Origin of the sequence: Sebaldella termitidis ATCC 33386 (assembly GCF_000024405.1) — a bacterium.
Taxonomy (GTDB): domain Bacteria; phylum Fusobacteriota; class Fusobacteriia; order Fusobacteriales; family Leptotrichiaceae; genus Sebaldella; species Sebaldella termitidis.
Genome location: NC_013517.1, coordinates 886,240 through 898,922, shown reverse-complemented (window position 1 = coordinate 898,922; position 12,683 = coordinate 886,240). Strand labels below are relative to the sequence as shown.

The window sequence follows — 12,683 nt, the reverse complement described above, 5'->3', positions numbered from 1 at the left end:
CTCCTTAAAATTCTATAGAATTTATTATTTTTTTATATGCATTTTGTAAATTTGCTTCATAAACTTTTCTTTTATTACCCGAAAATTCGATTTGTTTATTTATAAGCTGCTGTTCTGATTCTAATTTCTTAATTTTTTCTCTGTATTCATTTTTTTCAATTTCCAAAGCACTGCTCTTTCTTTTTAATTGCGTTAATTCTTCTGACCATTTCAATTCAAATTCTTCTTTTTCTACTTTTGTATTAGAAATAAAATTAAGAAATATCGCTAACATTTGAGAATTTTCCTCTTCCGTCATCCCAAAATCAATAAAATAAACAGTTACTATGTTTTGCTGTTTTTTATCATAAACAAAACATACCCTTTCTTCTTCTACAATATAAAAGCTTGATATTTTCCCGTTTTTATCATACTTTCCTTCCGTCAAGAATTTTGCTGATTGAAATAAAATTCTTAATGCTTTCTCATATTTTTCCACTTTATCAATATTGCTTTTCTTCCATTCTCTGAATACACTATCACTTGATATTTGTTCGCCTTCAAATCTTTGTGCATATCGCATTAACGCATGATCTGTTATATTCAAATACATTCCTCCTTTATAATCTCCACTTTTGTGAAAAGATCATTTATATTCTTTTCTGCTAGTTCCACATATTTGCTATTTATTTCTATTCCTATACCATGCCTGTTAAGTTGTTTCGCAACTTTTAAGGTTGTTCCCGATCCACTAAATGGATCTAATACTGTATCTTTTTCATCTGTTGAACATAATATTAATCTTCTGGCCAACTCAGCTGGAAAGGTTGCATAATGATTATTATTACTTGAACACACATTATTTATGCTCCATACTGATCTCATATTTCTTGTATATTCAGTTTTCTTATTTTCTTCATTTCGTCGACCAGATTGTTTTGTAGTCCCATTACTTCCACGTGGATTTGATAAATCCTCTGTTTTCATATCTTCTTTCAATTGATTAAATTTATAATTTTCTGATTTACTGAACATAAATATTGCTTCATAATCTCTTGTAAATCTTGAAGTTGTACTTTCAGGCATACAGTTTGGTTTTTGCCATATTATCTGCTGCCTGAATATCCAACCTGATTCAATCATTTTTATTATTAATTTTTGTGGAACTGCCATCAAACTACTTTTTCGATATTCATTATGTTTTTTTATGCCCGGTCGTTTATCCCCATTTGCATTCATTCCCCAGATTTTTGTTTCACCTGGTCTCGGATAATAATATGTATCATCTATATTGATAAATAATAATCCATCATCTTTTAGTTTATTTTTTGCTGTGTTCCAGATCTGGATCAATTTAGTTAAATAGTCTTCGACTTGATCCTCTAGTCCTATTTGTTGAGGATATTCATAATCCCGAAGACAAAAATAAGGCGGACTTGTTATGATTGATTGAATACTATTATCTTTAATTTTATCTATCAAACTTACAGCATTTCCATGATATAATTTCATTTAACCTCCTTAAAATAGTCTATATTCATTCTCTTCTTCATGTATTGTTAAAAATAAACTTCTGAATATTTCTTCTAGTACATCAATTACTATACTGTTTCCAGCTTTTTCTATAAGCTGTTTATCGCTAAAATGTATAACTTTATCTATTTGTTCATCTTTCCATCCCATTAACCGCCAGCATTCCCGTGGTGTCAGTCTTCTTATTCTGAAATTATCATCTTGAATTAATTGTCTTCTTCCTTTTTTAAAATATCCTTTTAAGTTAGTGCCTTTGTGATAGCTTGCAGTTATACAGTATGAAATGTCATCGTCTATTATCTTTTCATTTGGCACGAGATAAAGTCCTGTTTTCGCACCACCACCACCACCTAAGGCACTTATGGTACAAGCTACATCATCTGTATATACTCTATTTCCCTGACTATTTGTATTTATATAGCCAACTTGTATCAGATTATTTCTATTATTTTTAGATGTTAATGCATTTGCCACTTCTCCACTTATAAAATATCCCTGTTTTTTATTCATATTTACATGAAATTTATTATTATCAATATCTTTCAAATAATATTTTTCTGGCACTTCTTTTTCAAGCATATCTCTTAATCTAAGTTTCAATTCTACAGGTTTAGGGAAGACATATTTTTCATTTCCAAAAATGCTTACACAGAAGACTCTCTTTCTTCTTTGCGGTATTCTGTAATCTTTAGCATTTAAAATTTTATAGTAATTTTTATATCCAAGCTTTTCAAGTACTACCAACCAATCCATAAACTGTTTTATATGTCTTTTACTCAATAGATTGTCCACATTTTCCATAAGTAAATATTTTGGTTTATGGTATTCTATTATCTTCTTGCACTCCCACAGTAAACTACTCCTAGTCCCTGAATTTTTTTCAAGACCTGCCTGATGTCCAGCTGTTGAAATATCTTGACACGGGAAAGTATAAGTAAATAAATCGTGTTCCGGCACTTCTTTAGGATCAACTTTAGATATATCTCCTAGATTATTGACATTTCCATGTAGTAGTTTAGCCATTTCTATGGCCCATTTATCTATTTCAAAAGTTGCTACTACTTCATGATCTATCCCAAGATTTTTTAAGGCCTGTGTTTGTGATCTTATCCCTGAAAAAGCTTCCACTACTCTAGGCATTTTTCCTCCTATCTATTAACATTCCCACCTTTTTTGCTATTTCTTTCCCATTTTTCAGCTATTAATGCATCCAGTATAAATTTTGCTTTCTCAACCCTTAATTCTTGGGATAAAATGAGTTTTTCTATTCTCTCAATATCCATCTTTGATATTTTGACTTTTATCTCATCCTTTTCCGTTTTAGTCATCATATTATTCACCAAAATATTTTTTGAATTTGTCTTTTTTTATTTCCGATCGTCTGCTTTTCCAATCAAAATACAGATGTTTGCAATCTTCTATCAATCTATCAAGTAATTTATCACTTTTTTTTATTTCAAGAAATTTATTCAACTGACTAAAAGTCAAGTTTGTATTTATAATTACTGGAATTTCATTTTCATATATCTCCTGAAACAAATTAAACATTCTTTCCTGTCGCCAGCTTATTGTATTTTCATCATTCTGATTTTTTTTATATTCCGTTTCAAGCATTTCGTTTCCTAAATCATCTATTATAACGAGATCCGCATTTTTAACTAGGTTTAGCCTTTCCATTTCATTAAAATTCTGCTTTAGAGTCTCAATATAAAAACTGAAGTTAAACCTGTAAACTTTATATTTATTTTGAAGTTCATTATAAATACAACTCGTAACAAATGATTTTCCTGTTCCCGGATTTCCAGTTATCAGTATTCCAATAACATCTTCTCTCACTTCATCAAAGTGTTTGCAATAATTTCTGAAATAATTAAAATATTTCCGTTCTTTATCATTTTTAAAAGTTGCAATTTCAAAACTTGCTTTCTGAACTTTTTTTGTTATTTGTGAATTACTTTTATATTTTTTTATTTCTGCTTCCTTTAATAATTCTTCTTGTAATTTCTTATTTTTTTCTTCTCTTTTCTGGAAAGCTTCATAATTTTTTTGACCTTCTTTTTTGCTTTCTTCTATAAATTTTATTTTTATATCGTCATTAGTTAAATCTGTTAAAGCCTGATCCTTCATCTCTCTCAAAATTGCCACTGCCATTACATGCTCCTTTTCTTGCCATTTTTAAATATCCCGGAAAATAATCCATTTTGAATAATGTTTTTGGTCTTAAATATTGTTCCCGGTCGGTGCCTTCCCATTCTTTAGCCTTAAATTCTATTACCAGTTTGATATCTTCTACAGTAAAACCGCTTTCTAAAAGCTTGTTCATTAATTGTTTTGATGCGACTGTGTCTGACTTGAAAGCTGATTTTGTTACCGTATTTAGATGATCTATTATTTCAATATGTTCTTTTTCAAATTTTGCTGGTCTCTTTTTTTCTTCTTTAGCAGCTGGAATTTCATCTTTTATTCGAGTATCTGCCTTTAATAAAGCAATATAATTTTCTCCTATAGCAAAATATGTTGCTCTGGCTCCATTTTTACTTCCGAGGTATTTTTTTATTATCTTTTTCTCAATTAATCTATTAAGCGATCTTTTTACTGTTGATTCTGACCGGAATATAAACGGAAGATCCTGTAATATTTTTGAGTAAGAAATCCAATAATATTTATCTTCTGCATGAATAATGCTTTCACTACTCATACCACCTGTATCTTTCCAGAAAATAAACCATTCCAAAAAGTCCAGATCCTCTCTCATTAATTCAAATTCCATTGCTTTTCTTTGTGAAAAGTATGAATTTAACGTTTCTTTCATTACTATCCCTCCGGCATATATTATCTTTTAGTATTAATATATATAATAATATAAATACTATAGATAATATTATTATTATAGGTCATTTTGAACTTTGGAAGTTCCCAAAGGTCATTTTGAACTGTTGCTAAAGTTCATTTTGAACTTTGCTATTTATAACTATTGAACATCCTCATACCGCCTTTGTATTGCTGTGTTGCCAAAGAGTGCAGCAATATCTCTTTTTTTATGTTATAAGGATTTTTCTTACATTTCTTGACTTGTATTATGTTTTCACCATCAAATTCTAATATTCCAATCGGTGAACCTTTCAAATCCTGTCCATTCCATCCGGCCGGAATTTTCAATCCTTTTCCTACCGGAACAACAATATAAGATTTATGACTTATATGCAAATTCTTCAAAGCCTGATACCATACTTTTTTTGAATTTGTTAATTTCAATTCATAAACCCAGATATTATTTAAATTTCTATACATCACAATATCCGGCCTACACCAATTAGTATTTACTTCTTCAAATAAATGAAAAAAATGGTCGTATTTCCTAGCTAATGCTTTTATAAATAAATCTTGCATTTCACGCTCAGTTTTAAACATATTGTCCTCTTTAAATTTTATTTTTATTAATAATTTGTCTGATTTCTTTTATCAAAATTAAGCTTATGTTATAATATCCTTATTGAAGTGAAAGGAGGCATACTATGAAATTAAATCCTGATTGTATCAGAGATATCTTGCTTTGGGTTGAGGATGTTATAACACCTAGAAACTCTATTGTCGTTTACAAAAATTCTATTCCTGAACGTTTAAATAAATACTCGGAAGATGAATTCATTTATCATATACGGCAATGTTTTTATCATAAGTTCCTTGTTCCGACTCAAATGAAACTTACATCTTCACTCTTCCAAATAAAAGATTTATCGCCAGAAGGTCATAAATTTTTAGCTAATATAAGGGAAAATACCAACTGGAACAAAACTAAAAAAATCGCTAACACAATAGGCACCAATTCCTTAGATGCTTTAAAAGATATAGCATCAAACGTCATATCGGAATTAATCATCAAAAATTTCAAGTGACTTTATGAAACCAATCTCAACTACTATAGATGTATCGTCTTCTTCATTTGTAGTTGAGTTTTTTATTTTTATAGATGTTACACCTTTTATTTCTTTTTCATCTATAAATATCCTTTCGGATTTACCGTTATTTCTTAATATTTTTATTTTTGGTAGTTCTTCCATATCTTATCCTTTCTTCCTCTTTAAAAATTGGCAGCCAGTGGGTGGACTTTAACCACCCCGGATTTTATACATAACATTGACTAGTATGATATGAACCGTGCCATCATGAAAACACTGGCATAATTGATACAGAGTTTCTCTGTATCTATAAATATTTCAAGGGGGTATAGTTTATAGTCTTTGCGGACTTGTCTGAGTTCTTTCATTAATATTAAATTTGTGTTACAATACCTCTGAAAGGAGGTGTACAAATGATTACAGCTCGTATGATCAAAAAACAACTACAACCAATTCGTAAAATGGCTAATGATTTTGAAATCATAAGAAATAATCAATCAATTGGTTTTGTGAAAGCTTTTGTCTGTGGGAAAGATTATCCTAATACTATTCAAACTGTTGAAGAAACTGAAATCTTAGATAATGATTGCCTAGTTTTTCAATCAAAAAAATATTATGTTACTAATGCTCAACCAAAAGCATTTGATAATGAAGTTTGTTATTATATGCTTGAATATTCAACAGATCCAAAAGTAAGCGAATCCAATAATCGTAATGAGGTTAATAACGTTTTTCACTTCAATGCTCCATTAAATGGAACAAATGTTATTGGATCACATGATTTTACCTTAAATATTGATAATTCAATTAAAAATATTCAGGAAATTATCAACAACAAAACAGAAGATAAAGAAGCTTTACAAAAACTTTTAGATGAAATCAAAGAGGCATCTGTGAATAATAAACCATTAACTAAGGGTATATTTTCTAAATTTTCCGATTTATTAGCCAAGCATTCTGATGTAGCTATTGCTGTCGGAAAATTTTTTGTTAAGTTGTTTTTTTAAATAATTTTTCTTTTGGTACAACTTCTACTAATAACTCATTTATTGAATTCTGAATTGGATTTAAAATACCAAAAACAGCAACTCTATAGTCTTGAAGCTCTTTTTCAAGGCTATTTATTTTTTCTTTTAAACATTCATTTTCTGTTCTTAATTTATTTAATTCTTCCATCCCTCCTCCTCTCCGCGCTCTGTGCTGGTTATTTGTCTTGATTGGTTATACTATCTCAGTTTCCATAACTAAAAAAAGGTTATGTTAAGTTGCAAAAAAAATCACCAACATCTACCCCTATGACATCTGCCCATTTGCATAAAGTGGCATTATTAACATTCTTTCCGTTTTTTAGTTTTCTGAATATGAAAGAGACAGATTTTTCTTGAATATCTAATTTTCTTGCCAAATCTGTCTTACTCATATCTTTATCTATTAGAGATTTTTCAATATTCTTAGCTATAATTTTATTCATTTCTTCTAGCTTCATTCTTATCACCTCATATTTATGATAACTTATTTTTAGTTATAAGTCAATAGAAAAAATATTAGTGTACTTGTTCTCTATAAATACACTAATAATCATTTATTTCTTAAATTTGTATCTAAATAATTTTTCTATAAACTCAAAACCGACAGAATTTTTATTATTTAAATAAAAATATTCTTCTGTAGTTTCATCTGAAAAAAGTAATTCAGCTGCAAACATATTTGCTTCTCTTTCTAATATTTCATTATAAAAACGGAAATTTCCCTTCATAAAACCTATATCTATATTACTATGTAAAATACCATGCCCCAGTTCGTGAGATAAAACAGAAATTTCTGAACCTTTATCTAAATCTTCATTTAACACAATATATTTAACCCTCAATATCTTTTTGTAAAACCCTTTAATACCTTTAAAAGATTTATATACTATGTTTATGTTTAATTTTTGGCACAAGATATAGGGGTCTCTAGTTCCATACTTTTTAACAAGTTTATCAACTATTTTCTTTATGTCTTCCCGCTTTTTCACCTTAATCACCCATTTTATTTTTTTGTTTTATTCTTATTCTTAGCATCAATAAACAATTCGTGTAAAGTTAAAATCAGTTTTTCCTTGTCTTCAAAATCAACAGTTTCGTCATTAAAAAAATAATTTGCACTACCAATCACTTCATTTAATTGCATCCTCTCCCTCTTAGATAATTTTTTCCCGTTTGGGCTTACCATTTCTACACTTGATAAAACTTCTTGTTTTTTCTTTTCTATTTTCTCTAACTTCTCCATATTTTTGTCATTTTCCAACATTTCAAGCAATTTCTCTTTCTTCGCTTCTAATGACGGATATGTGCTCACTAACTTTTCGATAAATTTTTTAGAAGCTGTTTTAGTTCCATTCTTTACATAAGAAACATAAGCCTGACTAATGTCTAATTTTTTAGCTAGCTCCGTCACACTTATTCCTATTCGCTCTAAAAATTCATTCAAAAAATGAGAAATTTGATATCCCATAACCGAATTCTCCTTATACTTTATTTATTATAATACCATATTTCAAAGCATTTTTCCAAACATTACTAATATTTTTATTATTTCTTATTGACATATAACCAAAAATAAGTTATAATATTTTTAGATGGCAGAAGAACACCATAGGTAATTTTTTTTGCAATATTCCATAACTAAAAATAGGTTATACAATTATAAGGAGCTGATAACATGACACCAGAAGAAATAAAAGAACTAATATATAACGCAGACTTAGATTATTCATCTTTGAACATAAAAGACGGCAGAGTAAAAGGCTATGTCACTGTATTAGTAGATGAGGAAGAATTACAGGAACTTTCAGATATACCCTACTTCTACCTAGACAGTTACGAAATAGATAAGAAAAAATATTATAAGGAATCTCTTGGTGTCACATTAGCTAGTGAAGATGAAAATTATACTTTTTATGATGTAGAGTTCCAATTTAAATTAGAAAATAGAAAGGAAGTGGCGTAAATGAATTTTGAAATTGAAGACATTGTAGTATGTGCAATGTTTTTACAAAGAGAATTTTCAGATGAAATATTATCTTATACCGCTGAAGAAATTGTAAAAATATGTGAATCTATTATTGTTGAATATGAACCATATATGAATTCTTTAGATGAGTATTTAGAATCTGAAGAAACAAGAAAATTCATAGAAAAAATTATTTAGAGAGGAGAATATAAAATGTTTGAAAAAATCAAAAAGAAATATGCTTTGAATAATAGTTATTTTAAATTAAGAAATCCACAATTTCCACAAACACCGGAAGAATGTTTTGAATATTTAAAAGAGCACAATGAGTTGCCTTTCAGATATGAAGGATATGAAAATTCTGAAAATGAATATGAAGGTGACTGGTGGCTTTATGACTGCTATGTGGAATACCAAAAAAGAGCTGGGGTGTACAATTCACAGTTTTTCACTCCAAGAAAGACAGCGGAAAGAATGGGAGAATTGGCTGAAAGATTTTTTGAAGGGACTAAAGTTTTAGATGCTTGTTGTGGATTCGGAAGTTTAACAAAAGCATTAATGTATAACAAAAATTTTGAAGTAAGAGGGCTTGAAATAGATGCAGGTCTAATTCAATTATATGACGAATGGACTGAGGGAGTTGCCGAAAGAAATTTGTTCCAAGACTATAAAGAAAAGGAAAAAAATATTATTTCAAATCCACCATATGAAATACCTGTATTAACTGAATTTCTTGAATGGTTATATGAAACTTTAACGGACGACGGAACAGCAATTTTATTAATTCCAAAGGGATTTATTGACAAAGAAAGACCCAAAAAATTAGTTCAGATTTTAGAAAAATTTCAAGTTGTTGATAGAGAAGATATGCAAGAAGAATTTGCAAGAACTAAAATAAAAGCTGAAATAGTTGTTTTAAGAAAAAATATTTAACAAGCAAGATATATTCTTGCTCAGGTATATGACACCTCTGCTCGTCGTATACCTCGGTAAGAATAAATTTAAGGGAGTGATGAAAATGTGGGAAGAAGAAAGAACTTTCTGGGAAAATGCAATCAATCAAATAAAAGGAATGCAGGACGATATAAAAGAATCTGAAATAAGGCTGGAGGAAAATAGGAAGGTGGTGTTGGAGTGAATGAATTAATGAGAATTGAGAATAAAGAAACTATAACAAGTCTAGAAGTAGCCGAGTTAACGAATAAAGAACATAAAAATATTTTAGCTGATATTAGAGATGAGGTCAGTAAATTAGGGGAAGATAGAAGTCGGCTAATTTTTCAGCCGATTGAATATCTGGACAATAGAAATAGAAAACAACCTGCATTTAACATAACTTTAGACGGGGTTTTACAATTAGGTGCAAGATATGATGCGATAATTAGATTTAACTTAATACAAAAAGTCAATGAACTACAAAATAAAATAAAAGCTCCTGTTACCATGAAAGAAGCTTTGTTATTAGCATTAGAACAACAAGAGAAAATTGAAGCACTTGAATTAAAAGTCATTGAAGATATGCCCAAAGTTGAATTTTACGACGAAGTAACTGGAAGCAAAACTACTTTCACTATGGATAAAGTAGCTAAAATACTGAATTTTAAAAAAATCGGTCGAAACACTTTGTTTGATATCTTGAGAAAAAACGAGATATTAAGAAGTGATAACACTCCTTATCAGTCGTATGTTGATCGTGGTTGGTTCAGATTAATAGAAAGTAAGTTTACAAAACTTGACGGAGAAACTTGTATAACTTATAAAACTGTAGTTTACCAAAAGGGAGTTGATGGTATCTTGAAATTATTACTGAACTTAGGATACAAGAAAAATTCTCCAGAAAATACTTTTACTGTATCAAATATAGCTAATTAAACAATCCCTCAACTGTGCTGTCTATTAAGGGGGTTAGAAAAAAAGACAGCACGGTTCAGGGATCAATATTAAGCATTAAGTGGAATAACTCAATTTTTCAGATTATTGGGTAATAGAAGAATGAGTTATTCCACAAGAAACTTAATTTTACATCTGCACTGTCTTTTGGAGAGATTTCAGAGAATTAAAATCAGGCAGTGCAGAAAGGTATTAAACCTTTGACGGAGCAACTCAATAGGACTAGCCTCCTATTTACTCTCTCTAAAACTTGGGTTGTTCCATTAAAGGCTTAATTCTCATCAGGGATATACTCTATTAAGTCTTGGATCGTGCAGTTGAATAATTTACAAAAAGCATTTAAATGTTCTCTATTTATTCTAACAATAGTGTCATTATAATACTTGTTCATTACAGAGGGTTGAATTCCTGTAGCAATAGAAACATCTTTTTGTGACATTCTATGCTCTGCCATTAAAATATGTATTTTTAATTTAATCATAAATGCTTCCTCCTTTGTATAAAGAAATTATATCACTTTAAAGTTCTTTATTCAAGAGTTTTAAAAATAAAATTCTTTTTAAATGAATTATTTTCTTGACAAATAAATTTAAATGGTATATTATTTTTTTAGAGAGAATAAAATTTATTTAGGAGGTATCGAAATGCTTAAAAAAGAAATAGTGTTCCATGAGGACAAAATTTTGACAATTAAGGAAAATGGAAAAATCTATGTAAGTGTGAAACATATATGCAATGGCTTAGGCATGACTGAATCACAATGTAAAAATCAAAGAGACAAAGTCAACAATGACTATACTTTGAAAGGTGGGAGAATTTTCGCCCCCCTTGAAACAAACGGCGGAATACAACAGGTTTTAATGCTTGAACTGGACTACTTGCCAATATGGTTAGCCAAAATAAACCCTTCAAGATTCAACGAGGAACTTAAACAGAAACTGTTAGATTATCAGCTCCATTGTAAAGACATACTCGCTGATGAATTTTTCGGGAAAAGGGAAATGGTATTACCGGGCAAAGATGATACAAAAGTAAACCCACACTTAAATGATATTGACGACAGGTCTTTAATCATTAGAGGTATAGAAGCAGAACTTACAAGACTATACGATGAATTAGTGTATCACTACAACTGGATAAGGAACAGATCAGAAACTAAAAGAGATGAATATATCGGAAATATCAGAAAAGCTAAACAAAAACATTTTATTGATAACGGAAAAGAGCTTACTACTAAGGATATTGACAAGTTAAACGGAAGATAGCAAAGAAACTTAATATAAAAGAGAGGCTTAATTGCCTCTCAAAGAAAAAATTTTTATTAGTTATTGCAAAAAAAAATATAACAAATTTCAAAATAAATATCAAGGAGGAATAGATATGTCAATTTATGAAAAGTTATCTAATATACAGCAGGAATTAATAGTACCGAAAAATCAAAGAAATGATTTTGGTGGATATAATTTCAGAAGTGCTGAAGATATACTAACTGCATTAAAACCACACTTAAAAGAACAAAAAGTTACTATATTCTTTAGTGATAGTGTTATTGAAAAAGGAAATAGAATATATGTTGAAACTACACTAAACTTTGTAGATATAGAAAACGGTGAAAAAATAGAAACAAAAGCCGCAGCACGTGAAGATGAAGAAAAGAAGAAATATGACGGTTCACAATTAACAGGTTCAAGTTCATCTTATGCAAGAAAATATGCTCTTAATGGATTATTTGCAATTGATGATGTAAAAGATAGCGATTTTACGAATACTGGCGAAAACAACAAAGCAAGCGAAAAATCAGCAAAAAATCCTAAACGAGATGGACAAATCAAATTTATTAAGCAGCATCAAAAGGAATACCAATCATATATAACAGAATGTCTAAGCAAAGCCGGAAAGGAAACTATTGAGGAATTAGACGATAAACAAATAGACTACTTAAAAAATAACATTGCCAAGAAATTAGGAAGTCGAAATAAGGAAGGAGTGGCATAATGAATTTAGTTACTTTAATGGGAAGATTAACAAGGGATCCGGAACTGAAATATTCTCAATCAGGAAAAGCTTTCACAAAATTCAGTATTGCAGTAACAAGGGAATTTAACAGAGATGAAGCAGATTTTATAAACTGTATAGCTTGGGACAAAAGAGCAGAAACTATCTGCGAGTATTTAAGAAAAGGCAGAAGAATAGCACTACAAGGTAGATTAAGTGTGAGAAACTATGAAAAAGACGGAGAAACTAAATGGATTACAGAAGTTATTGTTGATAAGTTTGACTTTATTGATTACCAAAAATCTGATACTGAAGAAAATGATAATTATGAGCATAATGATGCTCCAGAATCAGATCCGGAGGAATTTCCATTTTGAATAAATAAAAATAGAG

General features: G+C 29.5%; 22 protein-coding genes. 9 read left to right on the top strand and 13 right to left on the bottom strand.

The genetic code is table 11. The features are described 5' to 3' along the window. Positions 1–4: 4 nt before the first annotated feature. The 7 genes from STERM_RS04100 to STERM_RS04070 all read right to left on the bottom strand — a co-directional run bounded on the left by STERM_RS04100 (position 5) and on the right by STERM_RS04070 (position 4,923). Positions 5–586 carry a hypothetical protein gene (locus tag STERM_RS04100; protein ID WP_012860302.1) on the bottom strand — a complete coding sequence of 194 codons (582 nt, stop codon included), beginning with the start codon at positions 584–586 and terminating at the stop codon, positions 5–7. Continuing rightward, positions 583–1,491, bottom strand: a complete 909-nt coding sequence (locus tag STERM_RS04095) for a DNA-methyltransferase (protein ID WP_012860301.1) — start codon at positions 1,489–1,491, stop codon at positions 583–585. Before STERM_RS04095 ends, STERM_RS04100 begins: the two co-directional genes overlap by 4 nt. A 9-nt stretch (positions 1,492–1,500) precedes the next feature. Continuing rightward, the gene (gene dcm, locus STERM_RS21070; RefSeq protein ID WP_012860300.1) at positions 1,501–2,652 is read right to left on the bottom strand and encodes a DNA (cytosine-5-)-methyltransferase; all 1,152 of its coding nucleotides are present in this window, start codon (positions 2,650–2,652) and stop codon (positions 1,501–1,503) included. An 8-nt stretch (positions 2,653–2,660) separates the two neighbouring features. After that, complete coding sequence (locus STERM_RS04085; protein WP_147289466.1) at positions 2,661–2,840, bottom strand: hypothetical protein; 180 nt, start codon at positions 2,838–2,840, stop codon at positions 2,661–2,663. Positions 2,841–2,844: 4 nt separating this feature from the next. Continuing rightward, positions 2,845–3,663 carry an ATP-binding protein gene (locus STERM_RS04080; protein ID WP_012860299.1) on the bottom strand — a complete coding sequence of 273 codons (819 nt, stop codon included), beginning with the start codon at positions 3,661–3,663 and terminating at the stop codon, positions 2,845–2,847. Further along, a complete protein-coding gene (locus STERM_RS21065; RefSeq protein ID WP_012860298.1) occupies positions 3,608–4,324 on the bottom strand; it encodes a conserved phage C-terminal domain-containing protein in 717 nt (238 codons plus the stop codon). The genes STERM_RS04080 and STERM_RS21065 overlap by 56 nt, the downstream gene beginning before the upstream one ends. Positions 4,325–4,473: 149 nt before the next feature. Continuing rightward, on the bottom strand, positions 4,474–4,923 hold the full coding sequence (locus STERM_RS04070) for a hypothetical protein (RefSeq protein WP_012860297.1): 450 nt from the start codon (positions 4,921–4,923) through the stop codon (positions 4,474–4,476). Between the two features lie 104 nt (positions 4,924–5,027). Here STERM_RS04070 and STERM_RS04065 point away from each other — a divergent pair, with 104 nt between their 5' ends. Then, positions 5,028–5,408: a DUF2513 domain-containing protein gene (locus tag STERM_RS04065; protein ID WP_012860296.1), complete on the top strand. Its 381-nt coding sequence runs from the start codon at positions 5,028–5,030 to the stop codon at positions 5,406–5,408. Here the strand turns inward: STERM_RS04065 and STERM_RS04060 are convergent. Next, a complete protein-coding gene (locus tag STERM_RS04060; protein WP_012860295.1) occupies positions 5,385–5,573 on the bottom strand; it encodes a hypothetical protein in 189 nt (62 codons plus the stop codon). The genes STERM_RS04065 and STERM_RS04060 overlap by 24 nt on opposite strands. Positions 5,574–5,824: 251 nt before the next feature. Between STERM_RS04060 and STERM_RS04055 the strand changes: the two genes are divergently transcribed. After that, the gene (locus STERM_RS04055) at positions 5,825–6,418 is read left to right on the top strand and encodes a hypothetical protein (protein ID WP_012860294.1); all 594 of its coding nucleotides are present in this window, start codon (positions 5,825–5,827) and stop codon (positions 6,416–6,418) included. On the opposite strand, the gene STERM_RS04050 is transcribed toward STERM_RS04055, so the two are convergent. The 4 genes from STERM_RS04050 to STERM_RS04035 all read right to left on the bottom strand — a co-directional run bounded on the left by STERM_RS04050 (position 6,402) and on the right by STERM_RS04035 (position 7,907). Beyond that, positions 6,402–6,587, bottom strand: coding sequence for a hypothetical protein (locus tag STERM_RS04050; protein WP_012860293.1), 186 nt, complete (start codon positions 6,585–6,587; stop codon positions 6,402–6,404). The two genes, STERM_RS04055 and STERM_RS04050, sit on opposite strands and share 17 nt — an antisense overlap. Positions 6,588–6,666: 79 nt before the next feature. Then, a complete protein-coding gene (locus STERM_RS04045) occupies positions 6,667–6,897 on the bottom strand; it encodes a helix-turn-helix domain-containing protein (protein ID WP_012860292.1) in 231 nt (76 codons plus the stop codon). A 96-nt stretch (positions 6,898–6,993) separates the two neighbouring features. Beyond that, the gene (locus STERM_RS04040) at positions 6,994–7,428 is read right to left on the bottom strand and encodes an ImmA/IrrE family metallo-endopeptidase (protein ID WP_041309795.1); all 435 of its coding nucleotides are present in this window, start codon (positions 7,426–7,428) and stop codon (positions 6,994–6,996) included. A 14-nt stretch (positions 7,429–7,442) separates the two neighbouring features. Next, entirely contained in the window at positions 7,443–7,907 is a 465-nt protein-coding gene (locus tag STERM_RS04035) for a helix-turn-helix domain-containing protein (RefSeq protein WP_012860290.1), read from the bottom strand. Positions 7,908–8,114: 207 nt separating this feature from the next. Between STERM_RS04035 and STERM_RS04030 the strand changes: the two genes are divergently transcribed. From STERM_RS04030 to STERM_RS21060, 4 genes are all read left to right on the top strand, one after another. Further along, positions 8,115–8,402 carry a hypothetical protein gene (locus STERM_RS04030; RefSeq protein ID WP_012860289.1) on the top strand — a complete coding sequence of 96 codons (288 nt, stop codon included), beginning with the start codon at positions 8,115–8,117 and terminating at the stop codon, positions 8,400–8,402. Next, complete coding sequence (locus STERM_RS04025) at positions 8,403–8,603, top strand: hypothetical protein (protein WP_012860288.1); 201 nt, start codon at positions 8,403–8,405, stop codon at positions 8,601–8,603. Between the two features lie 15 nt (positions 8,604–8,618). Beyond that, positions 8,619–9,338: a DNA methyltransferase family protein gene (locus STERM_RS04020; RefSeq protein WP_012860287.1), complete on the top strand. Its 720-nt coding sequence runs from the start codon at positions 8,619–8,621 to the stop codon at positions 9,336–9,338. Between the two features lie 201 nt (positions 9,339–9,539). Next, positions 9,540–10,277: a phage antirepressor KilAC domain-containing protein gene (locus STERM_RS21060; protein ID WP_049768968.1), complete on the top strand. Its 738-nt coding sequence runs from the start codon at positions 9,540–9,542 to the stop codon at positions 10,275–10,277. Between the two features lie 289 nt (positions 10,278–10,566). On the opposite strand, the gene STERM_RS04005 is transcribed toward STERM_RS21060, so the two are convergent. Beyond that, entirely contained in the window at positions 10,567–10,776 is a 210-nt protein-coding gene (locus STERM_RS04005; protein ID WP_012860284.1) for a helix-turn-helix domain-containing protein, read from the bottom strand. 163 nt (positions 10,777–10,939) lie between these two features. Here STERM_RS04005 and STERM_RS21055 point away from each other — a divergent pair, with 163 nt between their 5' ends. From STERM_RS21055 to STERM_RS03990, 3 genes are all read left to right on the top strand, one after another. Then, a complete protein-coding gene (locus STERM_RS21055; protein WP_012860283.1) occupies positions 10,940–11,560 on the top strand; it encodes a phage antirepressor N-terminal domain-containing protein in 621 nt (206 codons plus the stop codon). A gap of 115 nt (positions 11,561–11,675) precedes the next feature. Beyond that, the gene (locus STERM_RS03995; RefSeq protein ID WP_012860282.1) at positions 11,676–12,290 is read left to right on the top strand and encodes an ERF family protein; all 615 of its coding nucleotides are present in this window, start codon (positions 11,676–11,678) and stop codon (positions 12,288–12,290) included. Next, positions 12,290–12,667: a single-stranded DNA-binding protein gene (locus tag STERM_RS03990; protein ID WP_012860281.1), complete on the top strand. Its 378-nt coding sequence runs from the start codon at positions 12,290–12,292 to the stop codon at positions 12,665–12,667. Before STERM_RS03995 ends, STERM_RS03990 begins: the two co-directional genes overlap by 1 nt. The last annotated feature ends 16 nt before the right edge of the window (positions 12,668–12,683 follow it).

Excerpts from the sequence above, each read along its gene's own strand:
- STERM_RS04065 (WP_012860296.1), top strand. The coding sequence starts at position 5,028 with ATGAAATTAAATCCTGATTGTATCAGAGATATCTTGCTTTGGGTTGAG.
- STERM_RS04035 (WP_012860290.1), bottom strand. The coding sequence starts at position 7,907 with ATGGGATATCAAATTTCTCATTTTTTGAATGAATTTTTAGAGCGAATA.
- STERM_RS04030 (WP_012860289.1), top strand. The coding sequence starts at position 8,115 with ATGACACCAGAAGAAATAAAAGAACTAATATATAACGCAGACTTAGAT.
- STERM_RS04050 (WP_012860293.1), bottom strand. The coding sequence starts at position 6,587 with ATGGAAGAATTAAATAAATTAAGAACAGAAAATGAATGTTTAAAAGAA.
- STERM_RS04055 (WP_012860294.1), top strand. The coding sequence starts at position 5,825 with ATGATTACAGCTCGTATGATCAAAAAACAACTACAACCAATTCGTAAA.
- STERM_RS04045 (WP_012860292.1), bottom strand. The coding sequence starts at position 6,897 with ATGAAGCTAGAAGAAATGAATAAAATTATAGCTAAGAATATTGAAAAA.
- STERM_RS04095 (WP_012860301.1), bottom strand. The coding sequence starts at position 1,491 with ATGAAATTATATCATGGAAATGCTGTAAGTTTGATAGATAAAATTAAA.
- STERM_RS04005 (WP_012860284.1), bottom strand. The coding sequence starts at position 10,776 with ATGATTAAATTAAAAATACATATTTTAATGGCAGAGCATAGAATGTCA.
- STERM_RS04060 (WP_012860295.1), bottom strand. The coding sequence starts at position 5,573 with ATGGAAGAACTACCAAAAATAAAAATATTAAGAAATAACGGTAAATCC.
- STERM_RS21055 (WP_012860283.1), top strand. The coding sequence starts at position 10,940 with ATGCTTAAAAAAGAAATAGTGTTCCATGAGGACAAAATTTTGACAATT.
- STERM_RS04025 (WP_012860288.1), top strand. The coding sequence starts at position 8,403 with ATGAATTTTGAAATTGAAGACATTGTAGTATGTGCAATGTTTTTACAA.
- dcm (WP_012860300.1), bottom strand. The coding sequence starts at position 2,652 with ATGCCTAGAGTAGTGGAAGCTTTTTCAGGGATAAGATCACAAACACAG.
- STERM_RS03995 (WP_012860282.1), top strand. The coding sequence starts at position 11,676 with ATGTCAATTTATGAAAAGTTATCTAATATACAGCAGGAATTAATAGTA.
- STERM_RS03990 (WP_012860281.1), top strand. The coding sequence starts at position 12,290 with ATGAATTTAGTTACTTTAATGGGAAGATTAACAAGGGATCCGGAACTG.
- STERM_RS04020 (WP_012860287.1), top strand. The coding sequence starts at position 8,619 with ATGTTTGAAAAAATCAAAAAGAAATATGCTTTGAATAATAGTTATTTT.
- STERM_RS04085 (WP_147289466.1), bottom strand. The coding sequence starts at position 2,840 with ATGACTAAAACGGAAAAGGATGAGATAAAAGTCAAAATATCAAAGATG.
- STERM_RS21065 (WP_012860298.1), bottom strand. The coding sequence starts at position 4,324 with ATGAAAGAAACGTTAAATTCATACTTTTCACAAAGAAAAGCAATGGAA.
- STERM_RS04080 (WP_012860299.1), bottom strand. The coding sequence starts at position 3,663 with ATGGCAGTGGCAATTTTGAGAGAGATGAAGGATCAGGCTTTAACAGAT.
- STERM_RS04070 (WP_012860297.1), bottom strand. The coding sequence starts at position 4,923 with ATGTTTAAAACTGAGCGTGAAATGCAAGATTTATTTATAAAAGCATTA.